Below are 24348 nucleotides of genomic sequence, written 5' to 3'. Positions count from 1 at the left end.
GGTACCCGTCCCTTTTCGGAACGAACACCGGCCTATCCGGGCTTTTATTCAAATGCTCAAGCGAGCGGGAGGCTTCGGCGCTTCTGCCTGCCGCGCATACGGCATGGATGCTATGCGTCCATAGGCCGCTCCCCGTTTTTCGTTTCGGTTACGACCGCTTCAGCGTATAACTGGCTTTGAATTCGCGGCCGAACTGATCCGGTCCGGGCGCGATCTTCTTATACGTGAAATCCAGCCGATTGCCTTCCTGTTTCACGAAGCGAAGTCTGGATTGAAGCAGCAACAGTTCGCCGACATCCGTTGTCACTTCATCCCATTGCGCCCGCTCGGCTTGTCCGAGCAGCGTTTTGTAGAGCAGCGAAGAATTGCCCGTGTTCAGGTCGATCACGGTCGGCTGGAGCGTGTCGAACGCTCGCACGAGCAAATAATCGGCCGTGACCGATTCGACGATAAAAGGTCCGGTTTGTTTCGTCAGCTTCGCCAGATCGTAATCCGCCGCAGCCCGCCCGCCGGCGCCTACGACCTGCACCGTACGGCCGTCGCTCAGGTAAGCCCGCTGCGCGGGAAGCTTCTGCGGTCCGAAGTTATCCGTGTCATACATGCCGGAATACCGGTAATGCGCCTGCTTCGTCACTTTCCCTTTTTGAACGAGAAACTGGAAGCGGTTATGCACGGTCTGCGACGAAGCGCCGTATTCCCGGCCGACCGAGAGCAGATAAGCACCGCTGCCCAGAGCCCGCACGTCGACCGTTCCCCAATCAAGCCCCGAGACGCCGGCGCCTGCGAGCTTTTTCGGAACGCCGGCTTCCAGCGAGTAAACGTCTCCCTTGGCAAAAGACACCCAGACCGTTTGTCCGCCTTCCGAGTGGATCACGTACCGGCCGGGATCGTTCAGCGTAACGGTTTTGGCTTCGGCTTTCCAGCCGCTTTTGCTTTTGAGAGCCGACGCAAGCGCTTGGATCGGCACATACACCTGTCCGTTCGCACTGAACGCCGCGGCTCCGACTTTGACACGCTTGCCGTCGATCTCGGCTTCCGCCCGCCCAAGCTTCATGCTCAGCTTCGTATCCGGACGCAGCAGCGTAACGACTTTGGAGCCGCGATCGTAATCGACCCGGAATCCGAGACGTTCCGACGCGGCTTGGACCGCTATGTAAGTCCGGCCGCCCCGGATCTCCAGTTCTCCGCTCTGCGCCGCTCCTCCGTTGATCGACAGCGAAGGCGGCGTCTGCGCGGCCGCTTCGATCGGCAGCAGCGGCGAGATCAACAGACTTCCCGCCAACAGCCCCACGATCCATTTATATGCTTTATTTTTCATCCCAAAATCCCTCCGATTCGGCATTTCGCCTACTTGAGCCTCTTGCACACATCTCTAAGACGAACGAAGAAGCGCAAAAGTTTGCAAATCGGCGGACCTTTTTTGGAAAAAGGTTTGCCGAGTCGTGAAGGGGCTTTTTCGGGTAATGGTGTCGGGTAAGGCTGCCTTTCTGCGGCAGCCGCTATCCGAAAGGAGCTGGAAAACCATGAGCGAAAAAGTATTTATCAGCCCCGGCAAATACGTGCAGGGCAAAGACGTCGTCGACAAAGCCGGAGAATACGCGAAAGCGCTGGGCCAATCGGCGCTCGTCATCGCGGACAAGATCGTCTGGCCGATCGCCGGCGACCGCGTCGTCAAAAGCCTGGAAGCGGCCGGGATCTCGGCGAAGCAGGCGGAATTCCAGGGTGAGGCGTCTCGCGGCGAGATCAAACGGATCGCCGATCTGGGCGAAGGCGTCGACCTGGTGGTCGGCGTGGGCGGAGGCAAAACGCTCGATACGGCCAAAGCCGTCAATGATGTGCTGGGCGCCGCCTGCGTCATTGTGCCGACGACGGCTTCGACCGATGCGCCGACAAGCGCGCTGTCCGTCCTGTATACCGACGAAGGCGCTTTTGACGCTTATTCCTTTTACAAAAAGAACCCGGATCTTATTCTGGTCGACACCAAGGTGATCGCCGGCGCTCCGCCGCTGTTCCTCACTTCGGGAATCGCCGACGCGCTTGCGACCTGGGTCGAATGCCGCGCCGTCATCGAAGCGAGAGCGACCACGATGGCCGGCGGCCTGACGACGCTTGCGGCGGAAGCGATCGCGCGCAAATGCGAAGAAACGCTGTTCGATTACGGGCTGCTCGCCTATGAATCGGTCAAACGCAAAGTCGTGACGCCGGCGCTGGACGCGGTCATCGAAGCGAACACGCTGCTGAGCGGACTCGGCTTCGAAAGCGGCGGACTCGCCGGCGCGCACGCGATCCACAACGGATTCACCGTGCTCGAAGGCGATATCCACCATATGACGCACGGACAGAAAGTGGCGTTCGGCACGCTGGTACAGCTTGCGCTGGAGCGTCGTTCGCTGCAGGAAATCGAGCGCTACATCGACTTCTATCTCAAGCTCGACCTGCCGGTCACGCTGGAAGATCTGCACCTCAAAGACGTCTCGAACGAAGACCTGTACCGCGTCGCGGAAGCGGCTACGAAGGAAGGCGAGACCGCGCATAACCTGCCGTTCCCGGTCACGGCCGATGACGTGCTCGACGCCATTCTCGCGGCGGATCAGTATTCGCTGGCGTACAAGGCGAAAATCGGCCGCTGATTCCGTATCATTCAAAGCCCGGACTTCGCAGTTGTCGAAGCCCGGGCTTTTTCGTCTGCCACCAGGGCGGATTTCTTCGCTGCCGGCAGAACACGCGGATTGACCGGCTTCACGCAAAAAAAGACCGCCGATTCCGTCGGCGGTCAGGCTGTCGAGAAAGTCTGATTGAAAGCGAAGCCAATAGGACTTTCTCTGTCCATGCGCTGCAGGATCCGTCCGGATCAGCCGGTCCCTTTCATCGAGGCAGGGCTTTTCAGTACTTGTTCCAATGCTTCCGCGGACAGCGGTCGGCCGAGATAATACCCCTGAACTTCGTCGCAGCCCGCCAAACGCAGAAACTGAAGCTGATTCTCCGTCTCCACGCCTTCGGCCAGCACTTCCATATTAAGGCTCCGTCCTATCGCGATAATCGCCCGCACCATATCTCCGCGTTCCGCCTCAAGGTCGATTCCGTCCACGAAAAAGCGGTCGATCTTCAGCAGCTGCGGTTCAAACGTACGCAGATATTTGAGCGATGCGTATCCGGTACCGAAATCGTCGATCGCGAGTTTGATGCCCCATTCGCGCAGCAGCTTAAGCTGGGAAGCCACTTTCTCCACATCCCGGATCGCCAGCGACTCCGTCACTTCAAGCGTGATCTGCTCCGCATCGACGCCCGTTTCGCGCAGCGTATGCAGAATCTTCTCCACGAACAACTCGTCCTGGAACTGATAAGGCGACACATTGACGCTCATCCGCAGCGAACCCAAGCCTTCCCGCTCCCACTCGACCTGCTGCAGACAGGCCGTCTTGAGCACCCATTCTCCGAGCGGAATAATCATGCCCGTCTCTTCCGCAATCGGAATAAATTCGACAGGAGAGATCGCCCCCAGAATCGGATGATGCCAGCGGATCAGCGCTTCGACACCGACGATCGTGCAGTGCTGGATGTTTTTCTGCAGCTGGTAGTGCAGGGAAATTTCCCCGCGTTCGATCGCGCCGCGAAGTTCATGTTCGAGTTCGACTTTGTAAGCGAGACGTTCCCGGAAGGAAGGTTCAAAAAACAGACTTTTCTGATGGCGGTTTTTCTTGGCTTCGTGCATCGCCATATCCGCACTGCGCATCAGCTCGTCGGCGGTCGATCCGTCGCGCGGATACAAAGCCGCTCCGATGCTCGCCGATACATACAGCACCATTCCGTTTAAAGTGACCGGTTTCTTGAACACTTCCTCGATTGCCGCAATCGTACGGTAAGCTTCGACTTCACCGTCCAGCGGATCGACCAGAACGGTGAATTCGTCGCCGCCCTGGCGCGCAAGCAGACGCGAAACGGGAATATACTCGCGCAGGCGCTCCGCCACGACAAGCAGCAGACGATCGCCAACCGTATGGCCCATACTGTCGTTGATATGCTTGAACCGGTCCAGATCGAAGAACAGAAGAGCCAGCTGCGTGTGTTCCGAACCGGCTTTTTCGACCGCTTTCTTCAATTCGATATCGAATTTTCTTCGATTGGGAAGTCCGGTAAGCGGATCGCGATTGGCTTCGTGCTCTTTGACTTCCACTGCATGGCTCAGCCGGTTCAGCAGATAATCGTTCTCGATAAAGGTCAAAATAAGTCTCGCGATAATGAGCAGAACCGCGAATCCGCTGCCGACCACGATTACGCCGAAGTCGGACAGTTTTTCAATAATGAGGGTGAACAGCGCCACGAGACTGATATAAGGCAGCAGACGGCGAATCCAGCTTGTACGTCCTGCCAGCGTCGCCGACAGACGGGTACTTCGTTTGACCGGTTCTTCTCCCAGCGACTCGAGTCCGGCGGCTGTCAGCAGCAGCAGCGAAGCGGTCCACGTAAGGTCGATCGGGCTTCCCAGCGTATAGGCGCCATTCAGCTGCATATAGAGATAGACGGAATCGCCTACAGTCAGAAGCAGTACGCTTGCCAGGAAGTTCCGGTTTGTGCGTCCGCTGCCGATCGATTGGTTGGCGAACAGAAGCAGACTGATCAGGAACAAATTGCCCAGATCGGTAATCGGATAACCGAGGTTGAAGAACACGGCCGCCCGATCGGCCTGCCGCAGCGAAGATTCGAACAGCGGCGCGATAATCAGGCTCCAGCTGAATACGGCCGTCGTCGACATGAAGATCGAAGCATCGAGCAGACATTGAATCAGACGAAGACCCCGCATGCGCTGATACACGACAGCAAGCAGAGCGAGGAAGATGAAACCTCCCTGGGCGGCCCAGAATAAATCGGCGATGCTCGGAGAAGGCAGCACGGTCCGCTCGGACAGCGTATCTACGAACAAGACCAGCAGCGAAAACAGGTAAAACAGACTGCTGCCCAGATTAAACGTCCAGAAGACGCGATCTTTCGGCCGGGAACGGCGCGTGACATAGAGCATTAAGCAAGTACACAGAAAGACCGGAACGAGATTTAAATGTCCCAGCCATATGAGTGCGGTCTCGTTCCCCCTGTACAGATTCGACAAGATGAAATACAGAACGAGGTAACCCGCAGAGATTGCATAAAATATTCGCTTGTCTTTCATTTTGCGGCCTCCGCGACGGTAGTAAGATAGGTCTTATATCGGCCTCTCCCCTGCATGCGCTTAGCTTTTTTTACTTTTTATGTAATAAAACGTTTTTTTCAAACTTATTTATTTCCAAGACAAAAGACCGGGCAGCGCCGGCCCGGTCTTTTGTCTTGGAGCTTCTATGATCACACTTTTATTCGATCGGATTTGTTATAAGGCGGTCACCGAACGCGAATGCGGTACCTTTTTTCCACGCCGATCAATGCCAGGAGCAGCAAAGCGCATACGCCGTACATGCCGGAGTACGACAACCGGTCCGCGACGGGGCCCATCACCAGACCGCCAAGTGAAATACCCAAATCCGCCGAAGCGATAAACAAACCGAGCAGCACGTTGCGGGAAGCCCGGGGAAGCGCAAAAGTCAGATACGTCGTCAAGGAAGGATACAGCAGCGCCTGAGCCGCCCCCATCATAAAAGCGGACGCGTAAAAAGCGATCGGCCCGACCGATCCCGCGGCAGCCAGCAGCAGGGCGGCGATCCCCGCAAGGATCACCATCCCCTGGATGAAGCGCGGCCGCCATCTGCCGTCGGACGGAATCCGCTTGCGCAGCGCAAACCGGGCAGCCACGATTACCGCGGCCTGGATCATCATGTACAGCCCCGCATGACCGTAGGCGATTTCTGCCGCATACAGCGGAATAAATACCGTAACGGCTCCGAACACGACGGAAGTCCCGAGCATCAACCAGGTGCACAGCGCAAGAGGCGCAATCGTAATCACCCGACCGAAAGAACGCCATATCCCGTCCTCTGCTGCCTGTCTTTTTTTTTCCGATTGTTTGTCCCCGCCGTTCGCGGGATAGCCGTTCGATCGGACGGGCGTCGTAAATCCGAACAGCGCGGTTCCGGCCGCAATCACGACCATGACCGCGAAAAAGGCGTTCCTATCTCCCCAGTCCCACAAACTGAGCGCAAGCACCGGCCCGATGATGCCCGGCATGTAGGTGAAGAGCGAATAGAGCGAAACGCCCTGCGATCGTTCTTCGTCAGGCAACGAATCGATAATCGCAATCTGCAGCGCCATTGAAAAAAACGCCGTCGCGATCCCCTGCAGAAGACGGGCAGCCAAAAAACCGGACAGTCCCGCCAGCGGATACAGCAGTAAAGCAAACCCGTTCACCAACAGCAGGATGCGAAGGACCCGGGACGCTCCGTGACGCTGGATGACTTTGCCCGCCAACGGACGAAAAAACATGCAGGTCAGCATATAAGCGCCCATGATCCAACCGATCGTCGCATTGCTGGCCCCGAGCGCCTCGCTTCTCAGCGGCACGAGTACGGCAAGCATGGAATTGGCGCTGAAAAACAAAAACGCCAGACCGTACAAACGGATAAACGTCCAGGAAGTCACTCGCGATTGCTTCAATGTGGAACAACTCCCCTTACTTTAATCAGGAAAAGGTCAATCCAAAAAAGCGGCGGCGGGCGGGCGTCGAACCTGAATCGTATCGCTTAAATGAAGTTCGGCGTTCGCAAGCAAAGTCGCCTGCGGTACCTGCAGCGCCTCGATCAGCCCCGTCTGCTCGTTGGCACACTCGCCCGGCGATGCGCTCCACGGTTCCAGGCGGCGGGCTATCCCGCGAATGTCCGCAGGGCTCGCCGTCGTCGAAAATCCTTGACTGTGCATCCATGGATCATTGAACAACGTCTGGATATACCGATCCCCGCCGTCCGCCACCATGCTGACGATCCGGTGTTCCGGTCCCCACTGCTGGGCCAGCTTGAGCGCGACAAGCGCGCAGGCTCCGCTGGACGGTCCCATCAGGATGCCTTCATGGCGCGCGAACGCCCGGGCGGTGACGAAAGCCTGTTCATCCGAAATTTTGTAGGCATAATCCAGATTCGACAGGCTCAGATTAACGGGCGTCCAGCTTAGACCGACGCCCGGCGTCCGGTAAGCGTTGGCCTGTCCGCCGAAGACCGTCGAGCCGACCGCGTCGACGCCGACGACTTGAGTGCGGGGCGCGTACGTTTTGAGAAAGCGCGAGATTCCGCCAAGCTGTCCGCCCGTGCTGACGGCCGCGACGAACGCGCTCGGCCGGCCCGGACATTGTTCGAGAATTTCCCGGGCCGTGCTCTGATAATGCGCTTCCTGATTAAGCCGGTTGAAGCATTGATCCGGCCGGTAAGCGCCCTCGATTTCGCTAGCCAGTTTGTTCGCCAGCGCGATACGCGTTTTGTGATAGCTGCCGCTGTCGTCCTGCTCCGTTACGACGATGACTTCCGCGCCGAATCCTCGGATCAGGGCCAGATTGGCTTCCGTCGTTTTGGGATCGACCAGAATAATGACGCGGTAGCCTTTGGCCGCTCCGATCATGGCCAGCGAAATCCCGAAGTTCCCGCTGGACGATTCGATCAACGTTCCGCCCGGCTTCAGCCAGCCTCTTTGTTCGGCCGTCTCGACCAGATACAGCGCGGCCCGATCCTTGATGCTGCCTCCGGGATTGTACCGCTCGTATTTGAACAGGACCTGTGCTTCTTCGGGACGGTTCATGCGGGAAATCGAAATGAGCGGAGTCTGTCCGATCGTGTCCAAAATCGTAGCGCTCATGCGGGTGTCCTCCTCTAGTGCGAACTGTGCGTCATGTTAGTTTCCCTGGCCGAAGCCGGTCGAGCCTCCGCTTCCAAGCGATCGGCGCTGCGCAGCAGCAGACGGGTATGATCGTGTTCCCCGGACGCAAGGCGGCTGCCCGGAAGCTGCTCGACGAATCGTCCTTCGTGCATGACCGCGATTTGATGGCAAAACGTGCGCAGTACCCGAACATCGTGGGAAATCATCAGGATCGAAAAACCGAACTGTCGGTGCAGCCGCTGCAGCAGCTCCAGAATCTGCGCCTGCACGCTCATGTCCAAAGCCGAAACGGCTTCGTCGCAAATAAGGATCTCGGGCCGCAGGGCCAAAGCGCGGGCGATGGCGATGCGCTGGCATTGTCCCGTGCTGAGCTGCGGCGGCCTGCGGTGCTGGGCCGCCTCCTTGATGCCGACTTCGTTCAGCAGGAAGCGGGCACGTTCAAGCCTCTCCCTGCGGCTGCCGATCCGGAAAGCATGCAAGGAAGCCTGTACCAGTTCCAGCGCGCTGCGGCGCGGATTCAGGCTGGCCCGGGCATCCTGGAACACGAGCTGGATATGCCGGGCCAGCTTGCGCCTCGCTCTGCCCTTGAAGCGGGTAATATCGCGCCCCCGGAATCGAACGGTCCCGGCATCCGCCGGGTCCAGTCCCACGATGCACCGGGCAAGCGTCGATTTGCCGCATCCGCTTTGTCCCAGAATGCCGATGATCTCCCGATCGTGCAGCCGCAGATTTACGCCGTTCAAGATCCGGCGCTGCGAACCGTGAGATTGCTTCAGATCCTGCAGCTCAAGCAGGGGAACGTCGCGTCTGCCCGAAACAGATACCGCTTCCGACAGCGAGGTGAGATTGCGGGCAGCCAGGAGCTGCCGCGTATAACCGTGCTTCGGCTGCGCCAGCACCCGGGCCGTCTCTCCTTTTTCCACGATGCGCCCCTTGTCCAATATCATCACTCGATGGCTTAACGCTTCGGCAAGGTTCAGGTCATGCGTAATCAGCAGCACCGACAAACCAAGTTCCTGCTGCAGGCTTTGCAGCAGATCCAGCACTTCCCCCTGGTTCACCGTATCCAGAGCCGAAGTCGGTTCATCCGCGATCAGCACTTGCGGACGCAGGCAGAGCGCAAGCGCCAGACAGACGCGCTGGCACATGCCCCCGCTTAACTCATGCGGATACGAGCGCAGGATTCTCGCCGGATCCGCAAACCCGAGGCGCGCCAGCCAACCTGCGCCGATCGAAGACGGGTCTTGTTTGGGTGCCAGCCGATGCGCACGCAGCGTCTCGCGAAAATGCGCGTGGATGCTCATCACGGGATTCAGCGCCAATCGCGCATCCTGAAACAGCATGGCGATGCCTCGACCCCGCAGGCGATTCCAGGCCCCGCCCGGCTGAGACAAGAAGATGACCGGTTCGCCGTCCAGGCCAAGCGTCCCCGACTTGATCGCCGCGGAAGGCGGCAGCAGTCCGATCAGCGCTTTGGCGATCGTCGATTTGCCCGATCCGCTTTCGCCGAGCAGGGACAAAATTTCGCCTTCGTACATCGTAAAAGAAATGCCGTCCAACACCGTGTGAACGTTGTCGTTCTGCCGATAGGTCACTTCCAGATTCTCGATTTGAAGCCTTTCCCGCTTGTCCGCGATCTCCATGCCTCCTTCCCCCCGCTTTCTTTTTCCGCTGCGTCAAATCCGGTGTTTCTCATACGGATCGATTCGATCCCGCAGTCCTTCGCCGATACAATTGAACGCCAGCACCGTCAGCACGATAAACAAGGCCGGACCGAGCAGCACATGCGGAGTCGTCATGAAATGGGCGCGGCCGTCGGCCAGCATGCTGCCCCATTCGGGAGAAGGCGGCTGGGAGCCCAGTCCCAAAAAAGACAGCGCCGCAATCGCCAAAATCAAATGGCCCAACTCAAACGTGGCCAACACGAGTACCGGACCGAAAGCTTGCGGCAGCAGCTCTTTGAGCAGGATCCGGAGCGGGGAAATCCCCAGTACGAACGCGGCGTCCACGGAAGTGCTTTTGCGGGTATTCAGCACGATGCTGCGCGTCAGGCGCGCAAAGTTGACCCACCACAGAATCACGACGGCCAACAGCAGATGAAACAGGCTGGTGCCGAACAAGGCGGCAATCACCATCGCAAACACCATGAACGGAAAAGCCAGCAGGACGTCGATGATCCGCATCAGCACGATATCAAACCAGGAACCGTGGAACATGCCGGCCAAAGCCCCAAGCAGCATGCCGACCGCCAAAGCCGATCCCAGCGCAAGTCCGCACGACAGCAGGGTCGTCCGGCCCCCGTGCAGCGTTCGGGTCAGCAGATCGCGCCCGAACCGGTCGGTGCCGAGCGGATGCTCCAGACTGGGCCGCGCCAGCCGCGCGCCCGCGTTCATGGCGAGAGGATCGTCCAACGACAACCAGGGAGCGGCGAAGATCGGCACGGCCAGCAGCACCAGCATGACCATTCCGAAAACCAACGTATGCGAACCTCGCCGGCTATTCATGGGCCGCCTCCTTTTTCCGGCGCGTGATCCGCGGATCGAGCCAGACGTAGAGCGCCTCTACCGTCAGATGGATCCCCACGACCGACAAGACCGTAACCAGGGCATATCCCTGCAGCGCCGGATAATCTTTGTGCAGGATTCCGTTCAGGGCGTATTCGCCCAGCCCGGGCCACGCAAAAATGCTCTCGATTACGACGGCTCCGCTGATAGAAGCGGTCAGCGAAAGACCGATCAGCGTAATCGTCGACAGCAGCACATTGCGCATCGCATGTCCGACGACGCGGCGCGTGCCCAGTCCCCGCGACAACGCGGACTGCACATACACCTGCCCCAATTCGCTGAGCAGATTGGCCCGTACGACGCGGATCATCTGCGGCGCTCCCAACAGGCCCAGCGTAAGAGCCGGCAGCCATAATCGCGATAAACCCGCCTCGCTGCCGATGGCGTACAGTTCCAGCTTGACGGCAAGCGCCAACAGCAGCAGCAGACCGATCACGAAGCCTGGCACGGAAGCGAGCAGCACGCATCCCAATCGGACCAGCGTATCCAGCAGGGTGCCGGCATGCAAAGCGGATAACATGCCGATCAGCAGACCGATGCCCACCTGGATCAGAAGCGCGGTACCCGCCAGCAGGAACGTGGCCGGCAGCCGTTCGCCGATTTCGGCGGCCACGGCCCGCTGCGTATAGAACGAAGTGCCCAAATCCATCCGCAGCAGGCTGCCGGCCCAGGACAGATATTGGCTGAACCAACTGCCGGTCAAGCCCATTTCCGTCCGCATTTCGCCCAACATCTTGGCGTAGGTCCTTTCATCCAGGGCAATCTCCATCGTCCTGCCGATCAGCAGTTTGGCGGGATCTCCCGGGGCGAGGCGGATCAGCGCGAACAGAACGATCGAAGCCGCAAAAACGGTCATCAGCGTCTGCAGAAACGTAAGCAGAAGTCGCCGTCCCATTAGCGTCCGCCTCCTTTCCCGTTACGGAGAAACAAATTTCAGATGTTCGTTTACCAGATTTTCGAACGGGCGAAAATGATCGACGAATCCTTCCAGAGTGCTGCTGACTGCCGTAACCTGCGGACGCGGATACAGACTGATCACCGGAGCCTGTTCGGCGATATAGGTATTGGCTTCAAGCGCCAGGGCATGCCGCGACGCTTCGTCTGACGCTCCCTCCAATTGGGCCAGCAGTTCGTTTGCCCGCGCGTCGTCGAATCCTCCGTAATTGCCGCCGCCTTCCGGCGAGTATTGTCCGGTCAGCAGCGTATGCGGTTCGCCAAACGTGCTCCACGCTTCAATAAAAGCATCCCACTTCCCGGTCTCGCGCGCCGTCTCGATCAGACTGTAGTCGCCGTGCTGAATCTCGGCCTGAATCCCGAGCTGCGCCCACTGATACTGCAGCGTCTCGCCAAGCGCGCGATCGCCGCCCCAGGTCATCAGCGAAAGGGTAAGCGGTTCGCCGTTTTTCATCCGGATGCCCGAGCCGTCGGGCACCCACCCGGCTTCGTCGAGCAGCCGGCCGGCCTGCTCCGGATCGTACTGCGCGTACACCGCGCTTCGCGCTTCGGCAAACGCCGGATTGGAACTGAGCCAGGTCGTAACCGGGAAGCTTTGTCCTTCTGCGGCCTGCAGGATCAGTTCCTGGCGATCGATGCCCCAGGAAAGCGCCTGCCGGACCCGCACGTCCTGAAATTTAGGCTGGTCCAAATTCAAATAAACGGTCTGCGTATTGGAAGCGGGCGTTGTCGCAAGCGTGACGGTATCTTCGGCCTGCAGTTGTTCGATCGCCGATACCGGCAGCTTATGGGCAATATGGCTGGCTCCGCTCAATACGGACAGCACGCGCGTCTGCTCGTCGCTGATCTGTTCGTGCACGACGCGCGCGATCGCCGGCTTCGTGCCCCGATAGTTTTCGTTGACCGCAAGTTCCATCCGCTTTTGCGGTTCGAATGCGGTCACTTTGTACATTCCCGACAAGTCCATCGTGTCTACCGAATCATAAGCGGCTTCCGCGTTATGAATCAGCGTCTGGTACGAAGACAGGTTCAAGGGAACGTCCATATTTTCGCGGGCCGTTTCGACCTGCAAGGTAGAAGCATTCACCGCCGAGAACGTCAGATCCTGAATGTACGGAACAACCTGCTTGTCGAGCTCGCGCGAGCGTTCCAGCGAAGCGACGACCGCCTCGGCATCGACCTTTTTCCCGCTCCAGAACTTCGCCTCCGGGTTGAGACTGATCTCCCAGGTATTCGCGTCGATCGCTTCGGCGCTGTCGGCCAGCACGGGCCGGATCTTTCCTTCGGGATCGGCTTTGAACAACGTTTCTCCCGCGCCGATCGCGATCAGGTAGCTGGACGTCAACGGCTGGACGGGATCCAGCGCGGCCGCGATTTCCTGATCGGCGATGACCAGCTCCTGCGGAGCCTTCTCATCCGTGCCCGGAGCCTCACCGCTGTTCGGGGCGCTGTTATCCGCCTGCGCCGCTTCGGCCCGATTCCCGGCCGCATTCTCGCTTGCCGCCTGGCCGCCGCCGCTGCATCCCCACAAGATCATCACAAAAATAAAGAGCAACGGAAGAAGAAGCTTTTTTCTATTCATACAAACGAACCCCCAACTTTATTTAAATGGCCTGCGCAAGCAGCTGAAGTCTTCTGCCCTGCATGCTCGTTCCGAACGCGAGCGGTTGATCTTCTTCGAAAGCTCCGATATGCGGGGCCGGATGGTCAAACAATTCCAGTACGCGGAAGCCCGCTTCGTTCAGATACCGGACCAGTTCCTGCGGAAACAGCAGCCGGTGCTGAAGATGTTCCGCGATCGGCTCCTGCCCGTTGAATTCCCAGCTGTAATCGCGCAGCAGCAGCTGCCGGGGCAGGTCGATCGAAAAACGGGTGCGCAGCGTCACCGCCTGCCCTTCGTACACGCGCTGATCGACCAATTCTTCCTGCAGCCAGCGCTGCCCTTCCCGGGTAAGGAAAAAAGCCGCATTGCGCATGTCCAGATACAGCAGCCCGCCTTCGTTCAAATGACTGCGGAAGCAGGCCAGACTGGCGTGTACATTCTCATTCGTAAAATTGTACAAAAAAGTGCTGCCCACGCAGGTCAACGCATCGAATTTCTCGCGCAGTTCGAAACTTTCCTGATCTCCCCGTATAAAAGGCAGCCGCGGATATCGTTCCCTGGCCCAGCGCAGCATCTCTTCGGATTGATCCAGCCCCGTGACGTCATAACCCGCTTCGCTCAGCCAGGCGACCTCCCGTCCCGGTCCGCAGCCTACGTCCAGCACTTTCGGTCCCGACCCGAATTCGCGCAGCAGCTTGTGGATAAACCGCGCCATGCCCGAATCTTCTTCCCCGTTAAAAGTCAGATACAGCGGCGGATTGGCATGCAAAAAGTTATCGCGATCCGGATTGACGTTTGCCGGCATGTTATTCCTCCTTTTCCAACCTTCAATGGTAGATAAACAGCTCGGAGACGCCGCCGCTAAACTGGGTGAAAGGAAACGGTTCGGCCACGACCCGGCTGACTCCTTCGCCTACGAATCTTGCGGCAGCGGCACTGCCGGTCTGGGCATAGACGGTAAGCGGAACGCCGCGCGCTCTGACCTTTTCCACAATGGAATCGAAGCTCCCGTTGCTCAAGGTCATTCCCGTGCAGATTACGCTGTCCGCCTGGTCCAGAACGATGTGCATGTCTTTCTCCACGCGCTGACCGCGCTGCGTATAGTCCATCTGCAAATCGCAGGGCAGGCAGATCCCTCCTCGCTGCTCGATCGCTTCAATCAACGGATTGACGACGCCGATCAGCGCGACCTTGCTGCCCGGCACAATTTGCGCGGTCTCGGCAATTTGGGCATCGCGCCGCTGCGCTTTCTCCAGCGGAGTGCCTGCCGCAATGTCCGCCGCTTCCCGGCAGGCCAGGCGATGCGGACGCATGGCCGCCAAATAGGCATCCATTGCCGCGACGCGCACAGGCAGGCGGGGATCCCGCAGCAGCTGCGCCACGGAGCGGCCCGAGCATTCTTCCGCCGCTTCCGCGGCAAGCTGCTCGGGCGTATGCGAACAGGCGCCGAATGCTTCCTGCACCCTCAGCAGCAGGTAGTGATTCCGGTATTTGACGGAAGAACCCGGGAACTGCGTCGTTTGGTACATACTGACCGCGCCGGTTACGCAGACCGATTCGGGATCGGAGCCGAGTTCTCCCCGCAGAATCTTTTCCTGCAATGTACGTAGATTCATTTCGCGGCCCCGCCTTGCTCCGCGTAATGAAGCCGAATCCGGGACAGCGCATCCTCGGCATATTGCCTGGACTGTCGGCCTTCGCGGTCCACCGCAACGACATGGCCCAGATAACAGGCGTTATCGATCGGAGCTTCCACGAAACGCTGCTCGCAGTCCACGAACCGGAACCGGGTAATTCGCTCGTCGTCCGCGAGTTCTTCCAGGCCTTCCATTCGCGCTATTGTGCCTTCGCCCGGAGGAACGAGAAACGCAATCGCCGCGCTTTGAATACCCGAATTCCGCGTATCAAGCACAGGCTCGCGTCCCAGCGCCAGGTCCGCGAAGACATCCAGCAGATCGAGTCCCGTGACATGGTGCACGAGTTCGACAATGTAATTGCCGGCTGTTCTCGGATTAATCTCGACGATGCGCGGACCGTCCGCGGTCAGCATCACTTCGGTATGCGCGATACCGTGGTCGAATCCAACCGCCCTCAGCGCCCGTTCGACAAACAGCCTGACTTCCTCCGCCGTTTCTTCATTCAAATTGGCGGGAAACATATGCCCGTTCTCGATAAAATAAGGCGTCCCGGTGACCGACTTGTCGGTAATGCCGAGCGTATGGATCTGTCCTGCGCAGCAGACGCTTTCCACGCTCACTTCGCTGCCTGACATAAACGCTTCCAGCAAAAGGCGGCGGTCGCGTTCCTGGTCCCGGAAATTAAGCGGAAAACCTTCAAGGGCTGTATGAGCCTTATGTAATTCCTCGACATCGCGAATCAGGTTGACGAACGCGCTGGAAGCCAGATCGACGGGCTTCGCGACAAGCGGATAGCCGATCTGTTCGGCAGCCGCTTTCGTTTCTTCCCAATCGCGCGTAATCCGGTACGGCGGATTGGAGAGTCCCGCCTGATCCAGAGCTTCCCGCATCCGGTATTTGTTTCGCACATGTTCGACCGTATCGGGAAACGGACAAGGAAGAGAAAAAGCCCGGGCGACTTCCCTTACCGTATCGATGTAGTAATCGCATACCGTAATGACGCCGTCAAACGAATAAGAACGTAGGAACCCGATCAGCCCCGCCGTGTCATTCGTCTCCGTGACGAGTACCTCTTCCGCATTCGCCAGAACGGGATGCAGCGGTTGGCTGCCTCCTTCTCCGTAGTGAAGCGGCTTTCGGGTCACGAAGCTGTACGTATGCCCTTTTTCTTTGAGAAGCGGCGGCAGCAGATTCCCGCTTGCCCCTACCCAACTCTCGATCATCAATAAATGTGCCGTAACTTCCCCCTCCTTTTTCGTAATGATTACGATTATACAATATACACCATTGATTTTTTTGTCAATAGATCCGTCCGCAAAAAGATTTTCGAAAGATTGGACTTCACAAGCCGCGATTTACAAGCTTTATGGATCAAAAAAAGGCCTTTTCCGAAAATCCGGAAAAGGCCTTTTTTAAACATTTCGTTCCGTCTACCGTCAATTATTCGCTTGTATTCGCAGTCGTGCCGAGAATACTGCGAATGGCACCCAGGTCGCCGGCCGATTCTTCGAGCAGCAGCAGAATGCCGCCGGCCTGAACCGCTTCGTCGTATTTCTTCGCTTCTTCGACGCTGAAGCCAAGCGAAGTGAAATCGTCGCTCCAGCCGTTGCCGCCGTAATAGGTATCCGAGCCGATGAACTTATGGGCCAGCGCTCCGGCCGCCACATAAGGACCTACATTCGTAAACTCGCTTGTGCCCGATTCCGAGAATGTATCCCGGATACTGTTCAGAAAGCCTTTGGATTCCTCGGGCTTCGTATTGGCTTCTGGGGATTTGAGGTTCGTATCTTCGCTGATTTCTTCGATATGCTGCGGATCGCGGCCAATCACGGTAATCTGGTCGCTGCCGACCCCTTGGGCCTTCAGTTGGTGAATGGCGTCGAGCGCGGCCTGTTCGGTCGGAAATACACCGATAATGTTTCGATTCGTCATCATGACTTCCTCCTGTCTCATTCTGGTCTTGGCGGATTTGTGTCTCTCTTCCTTCTCATTCCCCTATTAACCGATTCGGAGCTTCCTTAACCGATCGACCGTTTTCGCGAAGCCGAATCCGCTTCGGAATCCGCATGGATATTCGGCGTTTTGTTCGTTATAATGAATCTTTGATTAGGCCGTTAGGCGGCTTGGACAGGAGGACTTCCCATGAACAACTGGAACGCAATCACGATCGAAACCGACAGTCAGCTGCAGCGGTGTCTTGCCGTGCGGCGGGAGGTCTTTATCGAGGAGCAGCAGGTGCCCGAAGAATTGGAGATCGACGACTATGACCGGATCGGATCGGCCGCCGGACATGTCCTGCTCGCCGCCGAAGACGAAGACGCGGCGGCGGGGCGCTTTACTCCCTACAAGGACGGGGCGGCCAAAATGCAGCGTGTGGCTGTCCGCTCCGCCTATCGCGGCCGCGGAGTGGGACGCCTGCTGATGGAATCTCTCGAAACGGCGGCCCGCAAAGCCGGATACCGCAGCGCCGTACTGGACAGCCAGTGCCAGGCCGAAGGCTTTTACCAATCGCTCGGATACCGCACCGTTCCCGGCGAACCGTTCTACGATGCCGGTATTCTGCATGTACGCATGGTCAAGGAATGGATGGACGCCGATTCCAACTGAGGAGATGGTCCAATCCTTTCGAAGGCACGAAAAAAAGCCGGAACCTACAGGTTCCGGCTTTTCAAGTTGGCTTCCGGCCGATAGGCGACCAGGATCAATCCAGCGCCGGGCGCATCGGTTCGGTGTCACCTAGCGTCTGCACGGTCAGTCCGTTCTCGTCCAATATCCCGAAAGACGGCGGCCAGCCGCCTTTGGGCATCGACACGGACCCGGGATTGAACAGATGGATGCCGCCCCGCTTGTTCCCGCCGTTTTATCCCCGGAAAGAACGAACGACGAAACGATGCTCCCGCTTGTCCAGAACGCTGCCGTCTTCGAGCGTGACCGTCTGGTCGTTGTGCTTGGCGATACAAGCCGCCGATGCCAGCAGGTTGTCTCCCGCCCAGATCATGACCGATGAACGGAACAGAATCGCATGTTCAAACTGCCGCATCGTTTTCATCACATAACCGATAGCGTTCGGACGGCCTGCGGCCTGACGGCTTTCCTGCGGCAGGACATCGATTTCCCGGATCGACATAATATCTTTCATTCCGATTCGTACGCCTCCGGGACTCAGAACCACATACTGCTCTTTGTCGTTCCAGCGAATCAGGGTCCCGTAGCGCTTCGTCTGATACGGCCCACCATTGTCGACCACCACTTTTTTCCCTACCCAATGTTTCAAAGCGCGCACCTCCGGGCAGTCGCTTTACAGCGACGGTATTTCCCAATTTATCGGCTGGATGCCGTGTGAATTCAAATAATCGTTGGTTTGCGAAAAAGGCCGGCTGCCAAAAAAACCGCCTCTTGCCGACAAAGGGCTCGGATGCACGGATTTCAATGCGGCATGGCGTCCGGTATCGATCAGGCTTGCTTTTTTCTGGGCATGGGCGCCCCACAAAATAAATACGGCCGGCTGCGTTCTCTCCCCGATCGCCCGGATGACCGCATCGGTGAAACGCTGCCATCCCAGCTTCTGATGCGAGGCGGCCTGGCCTTCCCTTACCGTCAGCACGGCGTTGAGCAGCAGTACGCCTTCCTCGGCCCAGCGGATCAAATACCCGTGGTTCGGGATCGGAAGACCGAGGTCCGAGTTCAATTCCTTGTACATATTTCTCAGCGAGGGCGGAATCTTCACCCCCGGCATCACAGAGAAACTCAGCCCATGGGCCTGACCCGGTCCATGATAAGGATCCTGACCGAGTATAACGGCTTTGACGGTGGCAAAAGGGGTGAGCTTCAATGCCTGAAACAAAAGAGGCTCCGGCGGGTATACGGTATGCGTCCGATACTCTTCCCCGACCCGCTGCATCAACTCTTCAAAATACGGCTGACGAATCTCGTCTTTTAATACCTCGTCCCAATCGTTGCCAAACATTCGTTTCGCTCCTTTCCGGAATTTCCTGCCGCGGCTTGCCTTAAGGGAAATTCGTTCGGCCTTTACCCGGAATTACCCGAAAACGGTCCCGACGTTTCGGACACCGAAAAACGGTCAAAAAGCCGACTCTCGCGCGAACAAGAGCCGGCCTGGCGGTCCGGTAAACGTTAGAAATTATACTAGCACGTTTAGGGATAAGGCGCAATTTGGCAGGCGCACGGCCCGCTTCATTTCCGGCCGTAGTCGGCTTTGATTTCGCCCCAGTCCCGGGTTTCCCATTTCATGATTTTCGTGCTGTACGGGTGCGTTTCCAACCACTCCACCGCCCGGTCCACCAGCGTCCAGATCTCTTCCGTCGACGGGTCGCGCGGAAGCGTCGACGATACCCGGCGCTGCTTGACCCATTTGATGGCATTGACGGAATCGCTGTACACCGATTTGTCGCTGCCTTCGCGCTGGATGTGGGCCAGGGCATGCACGATAGCCAGAAATTCGCCCAGGTTGTTCGTTCCCTTGGATACCGGCCCGTGCGAAAAGATCACTTCTCCCGTCGCCGTATCGACGCCTTTGTATTCCACCGGTCCCGGGTTGCCGCGCGTTCCCACATCCACCGAGATACTGTTGTAATCGATGTCGCTTGCCGGTTTGGCTCCGGCTCTCGCAGCCGCCGGTTTCTTCGCGGCTCCGCCGCCGGACCTTATGTAAGGCTTAGCGCCGCCGGCGTAAGCTTCTTCGGCCGCACTCTTCGATTCGAACGACTTGTAGCGGGCGCCCGGAAACCCGTCCACCTGCGCTTTGCATTCCGCCCAGGTGGAATAGATCCCCGGCTGTTTGCCTGTCCAGACGACATAAAACTTCGACTTGCCCATGCGCACCTCCAGCCTTTTTGGGCCTTTTTTTGTGAAACACTTCATTATAAGGGTTCGATCCTTCCAAATGCAACCGTATAGGAAGGAGGCAGAGCCAAAAAATACATCTCTTCAATTCGTATACACTTGTATACAAAATTCGTTCATGCTAAACTATTCCCATCGCGACTGGAAGACTATGGAGGAAAGAGTTGAACCGATGTCCAAAATGGGAACCCCCGGTATGGGGCGCATGAAATTCGATGAAAATTCCGAGAAGCCCGATCTGTCTCCCGCCATGCTGCGCCGGATCGCTTCGTATTTCGTTCCTTACCGCAAACGCACGCTGGCCGTGTTCGCCGTGCTGCTTGTCACTTCGCTGTTGGGGCTGCTTCCGCCTCTGCTGATCCAGCAGATCGTCGACCGGGCACTGCCCGGCAGGGATATGCGGCTGTTAACCTTCCTTGTTCTGGCTTCGCTTGCGGCTACGATCGTATCGGGCACGCTTGGCGTTCTGCAAAGTTACCTCAACACCTATATTTCGCAGCATATCGTCTACGACATGAAGAACAATATGTATCGTCACCTGCAAAGTCTGCCGCTCTCGTTTTTCTCCAACGTCAAGCAGGGCGAAGTCATTACCCGCATGACAAGCGATATCGCCGGCATCCAGGGCGTGTTCAGCGGAACTTTGGTCAGCTTCGCCAGCAATGTATTGATTCTCGTTTCGACGGCCGTCACCCTGTTTATCATGAATGAAAAACTCGCCATCCTCAGCTTGTGCGTGCTTCCCCTGTTCGCCGCACCCACCCGGCGGATGGGACGGGTGCGCTGGAAATTCGCCAGGCAGACGCAGGAGAAGCTGGGGCAGCAGAACCGGATCATCGAAGAAACGCTCGGGATCAGCGGTTATCTGCTTATGAAGCTGTTCGCACGCGAATCGCGCGAATACGAAGGCTTCCGGGAAGCGAACGCCGAGACCACCCGGCTGCAAATCCGCGAAGCCACGGCCGGCCGCTGGTTTATGATGCTTGTCGGCACTTTCGGTTCGATCGGGCCGATGCTGATCTATTTATACGGCGGCTATCTGTTTATTCAGGGCGAGATTACCGTCGGCGCCATTATCGCTTTCGTCGCGCTGCTGGGCCGGCTGTACGGCCCGGTCGGCCAATTGACCAATCTCTATGTCGATATCAAACGTTCCGTGGCGCTGTTTCAGCGCATTTTCGAATATTTCGATCTCGTGCCGGAGATCGCGGACCGGCCCGGAGCTTCGCCGCAGTTTCCGGTAAACGCCTCTGCGGACCTTCCCGCCGGGGCTTCCGGCAGCGGGATCGAGTTCCGGAATGTCGGCTTCGCCTATCGGCCGGACAAACCCGCGCTGCGCGGCCTATCGTTTGCCGCCAAACCGGGCACGGTCACCGCTCTTGTCGGACCCAGCGGAGCGGGCAAAACGACGATTACCCAGCTGATCCCCCGTCTGTACGATGTCTCCGAAGGCAGCGTGTCGATCGGCGGTGCCGACGTAAGGTCGCTGACGCTCGAGTCGCTGCGTTCCAATATCGGACTGGTCACGCAGGATACGTATTTGTTCAACGGCTCGATCCGCGAGAATCTGCTGTACGCCGACGAGACTGCGGATGAACAGCGTCTGATCGCCGCCTGCCGGGCCGCCTACATCCACGATTTCATTACCGGGCTTCCGGACGGTTACGATACCCTTGTCGGCAATCGGGGGATCAAGCTGTCGGGCGGCGAAAAGCAGCGGATCGCCATTGCCCGGGTTCTGCTGAAGAACCCTCCAATCGTGATTCTCGACGAAGCGACCTCGGCGCTCGATACCCGCTCCGAGCATTACGTGCAGCAGGCGATGAAATCGCTGCTGCACGGCAAAACCGGGATCGTCATCGCGCACCGGCTGTCTACGGTGCGCGGCGCGGACCAGATTCTGGTCGTCGACGACGGCAGAATCACGGAACGCGGCCGCCACGCGGAGCTGCTTGCGCAGGGCGGGCTGTACAAAGAACTGCACGACAAACAGTTTGCGGCGCAAGCGCAGGATTGAAGCCGGGATTCGGACCGGGACGCCAATCCTTGGATTCGCAGACACTTCGGCATACCGAAGACGAGAGCGGGGCACGGCGGAATTCCGCCGTACCCCGCTTTTTCAATCCGGTTCGCGTTCCACTTCCCGGACGGCAACGGTATGGACGATCAGCCTTCCGCGCGCAGCGCGCAGCTTCAGCTTCGTCTCGGACGCTTCCTGCAGGTCCGCCATGCAGACCTGCGTTCCGCTACCCCTGCCGACCCGATGCTTTACCGCTCCGCTCCCGTCTTGTTCGATCTCGATTTCCGCGTCTCCTTCCACGGCTTCGCAGACGATCTCCGCGAACATCCCGAGACCGACGGAAGTGAACGTATACACCGCAAATTCTTCTTTTTCGAGCGCGAGACCGAGGAAATCCCAGCCGCAGTCGAACACAAACCGCTTCGGCGGCGGATCGTCGGCCAGCGGCACAATCTCCATGCCGGTACCCGCACGGTATTCGTACAGATTCCCTTCCTGCCGAAGCCCGCTGAACGACAAGCCCCGGCCCGGCTGTTCGTCGAAATCGGTTCCCCGCACCGCACAGCCGGGCCGCCGGAAGACGGAAGCGGAAACCGCCGGATTGTAGCGGCAGTTGGCCGTAACAATCCGTTCCAGATAATCGTCGAAAACTTCATGCATCCGTCCGTATCCCGGATGCGCCCCGCCTTCCAGATAAGCGGTCAGCTCGCTCCAGCCTTCCGGACGCACGATCGAATAAGGCGAATTGTCGCAGTCCATCTTTTTCCACGGCCACAAATTGTATCCGATCCCGAGCGAAACGGCCAGCGGATACATGGCGGCATACCACTCCGGCAGGTTCTCGCCCGTCTCGCCGAGCCACAGCGGCTGATCCAAGCGCTGCGACAGCTTCAGATAAGTTTCGTAGGCTTCCGCGCCCGGCATACAGGCATAACGGTGAAAATGGATGACCATGTTCCCGTCGTACCTTTTGTAGAAAATCGCCGGATCCGTGGCCCAATGGTGCCCTTCGATCGACAGCATATGGCGCTCGTCGATTGCGCGGATCGCCGCAATGGTCTCGTCATAGAATTCCGCCAGCTTCCGCACCAGCGGATATTCGTGCCGATCGGGAACAAGACCCGGACGCAGCGGTTCGTTCAGCAGGTCATATCCCCCGACGATCCAGCGTTCCCGGTACCGCCGGGCCAGTTCTTTCCACAATTCAACCGCTTTGCGGCGGCTGTCCGGATCCGTAAACAGGCGCGGCCGATCGTCGAGGCTGTCGTCGATATTGGCACCCGTCTGACCGCCCGGCGCACCGTGCAGATCGAGAAAAGCATACAGACCGAATTCTTCGCACCAGTCCAGACAGCGATCGATCAGAGCGAATCCTTTTTCGATCCAGACGATGTCCGGCCCTTCTTTCATCAGAACCCGCCAATTGAACGGAATACGGACCGAGTTGTAGCCCTGCTCCGCCATTTGGCGAATATCTTCCCGCGAAATATAACGCTCCCGGAAAGCGGTCCAGAACTTCTCCGCATACGCTTCGCCCGTCAGTTCCCGAATCACCGCTTCGATCCGCCTCGGGCGATCAAAGCGTTCGTGATGCGTACTCCACATGTACCCTTCGCTCAACAGCCAATTGCCGAGCCCCCAGCCGGTAAGAACGATCTCTTCGTTTTCTCCGTTGACGATCCGGTTTCCCTGCGCCCGCAGGAAGCCTTTGACAAGCGAGCGGTCCGTTTTCCCGAACATGGCTTTCCCTCCCGATTCTTCGATACGTAGGCCTGCCCGATTGACAGTCGGACAGGAGTCTCCCAAATTGTAAGCGTTATCCATGCGGGGCGTAAGGACTTTTTTTTCGGATCAACGGACATTATTCCGGGTCTGCGGGCTTCTGCGGCGGTGCGCTGGATTTTCGCAGCGGTTTGCGGGCATAATGGAAAAAGAACGACCCGAACGCGGTCGGTAAGTAGACTTCGGACGGAAATACGAACAGAACGGAGACCTATCATGCTTACGCTGAAAAACTGGACCGAACGCCGCCATCTGATCGTCCACGCCGACGATTTCGGGATGTGCCACTCGACCAACCGTGCGATCATCGACTTGTGGGAGCGCCGCGCGATCACTTCGACCACCCTGATGGTCAATTGTCCGTGGGCGCCCGAAGCGGCCCGGGCCGCCGTACTCGATTCCGCGCTCGATGTGGGCGTACATCTGACCTCGACAAGCGAATGGGAAGCCTACAAGTGGGGACCGGTACTGCAGAGCGCCGAAGCCCGCATCCTGACCGACGAACAGGGACATTTCCCGCCCGATTCCGGTTATATGCCGGATGTGGACCCGGCCGTCGTCCGGGCCGAAATGGTCGCCCAGATTGAAATGGCGCAGCGGCTCGGCATGGATCCGACGCATTTGGACAACCATATGGGCAGCCTGCGCAATGTGCATCATCGGCTGCTGATCGAACTGGGGGCGGAATACGACCTGCCGGTCCGCTTCTCCGAGCATCCCGCTTACGCAAGCGGCGACGAAGCGGAAATCGCGGCGCTCGCAAAAGAACAGGGCGTCCTGCATCCCGATCGGGTCATCGGGCTGCCGTTCACGTACCGCGAAGGCGAAGATTACGATTTTGCCCGAGACCATGTGATCGACCTGCTGCGCGGGCTGGAACCGGGCGTAACCGAGCTGCTGTTTCACCCGTCGCTGGAGACGGAAGAGCTCAAAGCGATCACCGACAGCTGGCCTTACCGCCTGTACGACTACCGCCTGTTCCTCGATCCCGACGTACGGCGCGTTATCGAGGAGGAAAATATCGCTTTGATCGGCTGGCGCGAACTGCGCGAGCTTCAGCGATCCGCGTCCACGGGACGCTGAAACCAGGCTGCCCTGCGTCCGCAAGCCCTAAAAAAAAGCCCGGATCTCCAAGAGAGCCGG

20 protein-coding genes are annotated in these 24348 nt (G+C 58.3%); 4 read left to right on the top strand and 16 right to left on the bottom strand.

Annotated elements, in window-relative coordinates; translation table 11 throughout:
- Positions 1–148: 148 nt before the first annotated feature.
- Positions 149–1318, bottom strand: a complete 1170-nt coding sequence (locus HOP44_RS01485; protein ID WP_172249896.1) for a copper amine oxidase N-terminal domain-containing protein — start codon at positions 1316–1318, stop codon at positions 149–151.
- A 205-nt stretch (positions 1319–1523) separates the two neighbouring features.
- On the opposite strand from HOP44_RS01485, the gene HOP44_RS01480 reads away from it, so the two are divergent.
- Positions 1524–2630: a glycerol dehydrogenase gene (locus HOP44_RS01480; protein ID WP_172249894.1), complete on the top strand. Its 1107-nt coding sequence runs from the start codon at positions 1524–1526 to the stop codon at positions 2628–2630.
- Between the two features lie 221 nt (positions 2631–2851).
- On the opposite strand, the gene HOP44_RS01475 is transcribed toward HOP44_RS01480, so the two are convergent.
- The 11 genes from HOP44_RS01475 to HOP44_RS01425 form a co-directional block, all read right to left on the bottom strand.
- The gene (locus tag HOP44_RS01475) at positions 2852–5164 is read right to left on the bottom strand and encodes a putative bifunctional diguanylate cyclase/phosphodiesterase (RefSeq protein WP_172249892.1); all 2313 of its coding nucleotides are present in this window, start codon (positions 5162–5164) and stop codon (positions 2852–2854) included.
- 206 nt (positions 5165–5370) lie between these two features.
- Positions 5371–6576 (bottom strand): staphylopine family metallophore export MFS transporter CntE, encoded by a 1206-nt coding sequence (gene cntE, locus HOP44_RS01470; RefSeq protein ID WP_246369544.1) that lies wholly within the window; start codon positions 6574–6576, stop codon positions 5371–5373.
- 36 nt (positions 6577–6612) lie between these two features.
- On the bottom strand, positions 6613–7761 hold the full coding sequence (locus tag HOP44_RS01465; protein WP_172249890.1) for a PLP-dependent cysteine synthase family protein: 1149 nt from the start codon (positions 7759–7761) through the stop codon (positions 6613–6615).
- A 14-nt stretch (positions 7762–7775) separates the two neighbouring features.
- On the bottom strand, positions 7776–9425 hold the full coding sequence (nikE, locus tag HOP44_RS01460; protein ID WP_172249888.1) for a nickel ABC transporter ATP-binding protein NikE: 1650 nt from the start codon (positions 9423–9425) through the stop codon (positions 7776–7778).
- Between the two features lie 33 nt (positions 9426–9458).
- Positions 9459–10286: an ABC transporter permease gene (locus HOP44_RS01455; protein ID WP_172249886.1), complete on the bottom strand. Its 828-nt coding sequence runs from the start codon at positions 10284–10286 to the stop codon at positions 9459–9461.
- Positions 10279–11241, bottom strand: coding sequence for an ABC transporter permease (locus tag HOP44_RS01450; RefSeq protein WP_172249884.1), 963 nt, complete (start codon positions 11239–11241; stop codon positions 10279–10281). The genes HOP44_RS01455 and HOP44_RS01450 overlap by 8 nt, the downstream gene beginning before the upstream one ends.
- Before the next feature lie 21 nt (positions 11242–11262).
- Positions 11263–12882: an ABC transporter substrate-binding protein gene (locus HOP44_RS01445; protein ID WP_172249882.1), complete on the bottom strand. Its 1620-nt coding sequence runs from the start codon at positions 12880–12882 to the stop codon at positions 11263–11265.
- Positions 12883–12904: 22 nt separating this feature from the next.
- Positions 12905–13708: a class I SAM-dependent methyltransferase gene (locus tag HOP44_RS01440; RefSeq protein ID WP_172249880.1), complete on the bottom strand. Its 804-nt coding sequence runs from the start codon at positions 13706–13708 to the stop codon at positions 12905–12907.
- A 22-nt stretch (positions 13709–13730) separates the two neighbouring features.
- A complete protein-coding gene (locus HOP44_RS01435) occupies positions 13731–14519 on the bottom strand; it encodes a Rossmann-like domain-containing protein (protein ID WP_172249878.1) in 789 nt (262 codons plus the stop codon).
- Complete coding sequence (locus HOP44_RS01430) at positions 14516–15763, bottom strand: ATP-grasp domain-containing protein (RefSeq protein ID WP_172251505.1); 1248 nt, start codon at positions 15761–15763, stop codon at positions 14516–14518. Before HOP44_RS01430 ends, HOP44_RS01435 begins: the two co-directional genes overlap by 4 nt.
- A 217-nt stretch (positions 15764–15980) precedes the next feature.
- Entirely contained in the window at positions 15981–16475 is a 495-nt protein-coding gene (locus tag HOP44_RS01425) for a YflT domain-containing protein (protein WP_172249876.1), read from the bottom strand.
- A 207-nt stretch (positions 16476–16682) separates the two neighbouring features.
- On the opposite strand from HOP44_RS01425, the gene HOP44_RS01420 reads away from it, so the two are divergent.
- Positions 16683–17147 (top strand): GNAT family N-acetyltransferase, encoded by a 465-nt coding sequence (locus tag HOP44_RS01420; RefSeq protein ID WP_172249874.1) that lies wholly within the window; start codon positions 16683–16685, stop codon positions 17145–17147.
- Positions 17148–17400: 253 nt separating this feature from the next.
- Here HOP44_RS01420 and HOP44_RS01415 read toward each other — a convergent pair whose 3' ends face one another.
- The 3 genes from HOP44_RS01415 to rnhA all read right to left on the bottom strand — a co-directional run bounded on the left by HOP44_RS01415 (position 17401) and on the right by rnhA (position 19376).
- Entirely contained in the window at positions 17401–17814 is a 414-nt protein-coding gene (locus HOP44_RS01415; RefSeq protein WP_172249872.1) for a hypothetical protein, read from the bottom strand.
- 24 nt (positions 17815–17838) lie between these two features.
- A complete protein-coding gene (gene ung / locus HOP44_RS01410; protein ID WP_172249870.1) occupies positions 17839–18507 on the bottom strand; it encodes a uracil-DNA glycosylase in 669 nt (222 codons plus the stop codon).
- 227 nt (positions 18508–18734) lie between these two features.
- On the bottom strand, positions 18735–19376 hold the full coding sequence (gene rnhA, locus HOP44_RS01405; RefSeq protein ID WP_172249868.1) for a ribonuclease H: 642 nt from the start codon (positions 19374–19376) through the stop codon (positions 18735–18737).
- Positions 19377–19575: 199 nt separating this feature from the next.
- Between rnhA and HOP44_RS01400 the strand changes: the two genes are divergently transcribed.
- The gene (locus HOP44_RS01400; protein WP_172249866.1) at positions 19576–21420 is read left to right on the top strand and encodes an ABC transporter ATP-binding protein; all 1845 of its coding nucleotides are present in this window, start codon (positions 19576–19578) and stop codon (positions 21418–21420) included.
- Between the two features lie 102 nt (positions 21421–21522).
- Here HOP44_RS01400 and HOP44_RS01395 read toward each other — a convergent pair whose 3' ends face one another.
- Positions 21523–23163, bottom strand: a complete 1641-nt coding sequence (locus HOP44_RS01395) for a glycoside hydrolase family 5 protein (RefSeq protein ID WP_172249864.1) — start codon at positions 23161–23163, stop codon at positions 21523–21525.
- A gap of 258 nt (positions 23164–23421) precedes the next feature.
- Between HOP44_RS01395 and HOP44_RS01390 the strand changes: the two genes are divergently transcribed.
- Positions 23422–24288, top strand: coding sequence for a polysaccharide deacetylase family protein (locus HOP44_RS01390; RefSeq protein WP_172249862.1), 867 nt, complete (start codon positions 23422–23424; stop codon positions 24286–24288).
- Positions 24289–24348 lie beyond the last annotated feature (60 nt).

This window comes from Saccharibacillus deserti, from assembly GCF_013618475.1.
Taxonomy (GTDB): domain Bacteria; phylum Bacillota; class Bacilli; order Paenibacillales; family Paenibacillaceae; genus Saccharibacillus; species Saccharibacillus deserti.
Note: the sequence above shows the minus strand (reverse complement) of the source record. Positions and strands in the feature narration are given on the sequence as shown.

Excerpts from the sequence above, each read along its gene's own strand:
- HOP44_RS01475 (WP_172249892.1), bottom strand. The coding sequence starts at position 5,164 with ATGAAAGACAAGCGAATATTTTATGCAATCTCTGCGGGTTACCTCGTT.
- HOP44_RS01400 (WP_172249866.1), top strand. The coding sequence starts at position 19,576 with ATGTCCAAAATGGGAACCCCCGGTATGGGGCGCATGAAATTCGATGAA.
- HOP44_RS01465 (WP_172249890.1), bottom strand. The coding sequence starts at position 7,761 with ATGAGCGCTACGATTTTGGACACGATCGGACAGACTCCGCTCATTTCG.
- ung (WP_172249870.1), bottom strand. The coding sequence starts at position 18,507 with ATGTTTGGCAACGATTGGGACGAGGTATTAAAAGACGAGATTCGTCAG.
- HOP44_RS01435 (WP_172249878.1), bottom strand. The coding sequence starts at position 14,519 with ATGAATCTACGTACATTGCAGGAAAAGATTCTGCGGGGAGAACTCGGC.
- HOP44_RS01425 (WP_172249876.1), bottom strand. The coding sequence starts at position 16,475 with ATGATGACGAATCGAAACATTATCGGTGTATTTCCGACCGAACAGGCC.
- HOP44_RS01430 (WP_172251505.1), bottom strand. The coding sequence starts at position 15,763 with ATGATCGAGAGTTGGGTAGGGGCAAGCGGGAATCTGCTGCCGCCGCTT.
- HOP44_RS01485 (WP_172249896.1), bottom strand. The coding sequence starts at position 1,318 with ATGAAAAATAAAGCATATAAATGGATCGTGGGGCTGTTGGCGGGAAGT.
- HOP44_RS01395 (WP_172249864.1), bottom strand. The coding sequence starts at position 23,163 with ATGTTCGGGAAAACGGACCGCTCGCTTGTCAAAGGCTTCCTGCGGGCG.
- HOP44_RS01480 (WP_172249894.1), top strand. The coding sequence starts at position 1,524 with ATGAGCGAAAAAGTATTTATCAGCCCCGGCAAATACGTGCAGGGCAAA.
- HOP44_RS01455 (WP_172249886.1), bottom strand. The coding sequence starts at position 10,286 with ATGAATAGCCGGCGAGGTTCGCATACGTTGGTTTTCGGAATGGTCATG.
- HOP44_RS01390 (WP_172249862.1), top strand. The coding sequence starts at position 23,422 with ATGCTTACGCTGAAAAACTGGACCGAACGCCGCCATCTGATCGTCCAC.
- rnhA (WP_172249868.1), bottom strand. The coding sequence starts at position 19,376 with ATGGGCAAGTCGAAGTTTTATGTCGTCTGGACAGGCAAACAGCCGGGG.
- HOP44_RS01420 (WP_172249874.1), top strand. The coding sequence starts at position 16,683 with ATGAACAACTGGAACGCAATCACGATCGAAACCGACAGTCAGCTGCAG.
- nikE (WP_172249888.1), bottom strand. The coding sequence starts at position 9,425 with ATGGAGATCGCGGACAAGCGGGAAAGGCTTCAAATCGAGAATCTGGAA.
- HOP44_RS01445 (WP_172249882.1), bottom strand. The coding sequence starts at position 12,882 with ATGAATAGAAAAAAGCTTCTTCTTCCGTTGCTCTTTATTTTTGTGATG.
- HOP44_RS01450 (WP_172249884.1), bottom strand. The coding sequence starts at position 11,241 with ATGGGACGGCGACTTCTGCTTACGTTTCTGCAGACGCTGATGACCGTT.
- HOP44_RS01440 (WP_172249880.1), bottom strand. The coding sequence starts at position 13,708 with ATGCCGGCAAACGTCAATCCGGATCGCGATAACTTTTTGCATGCCAAT.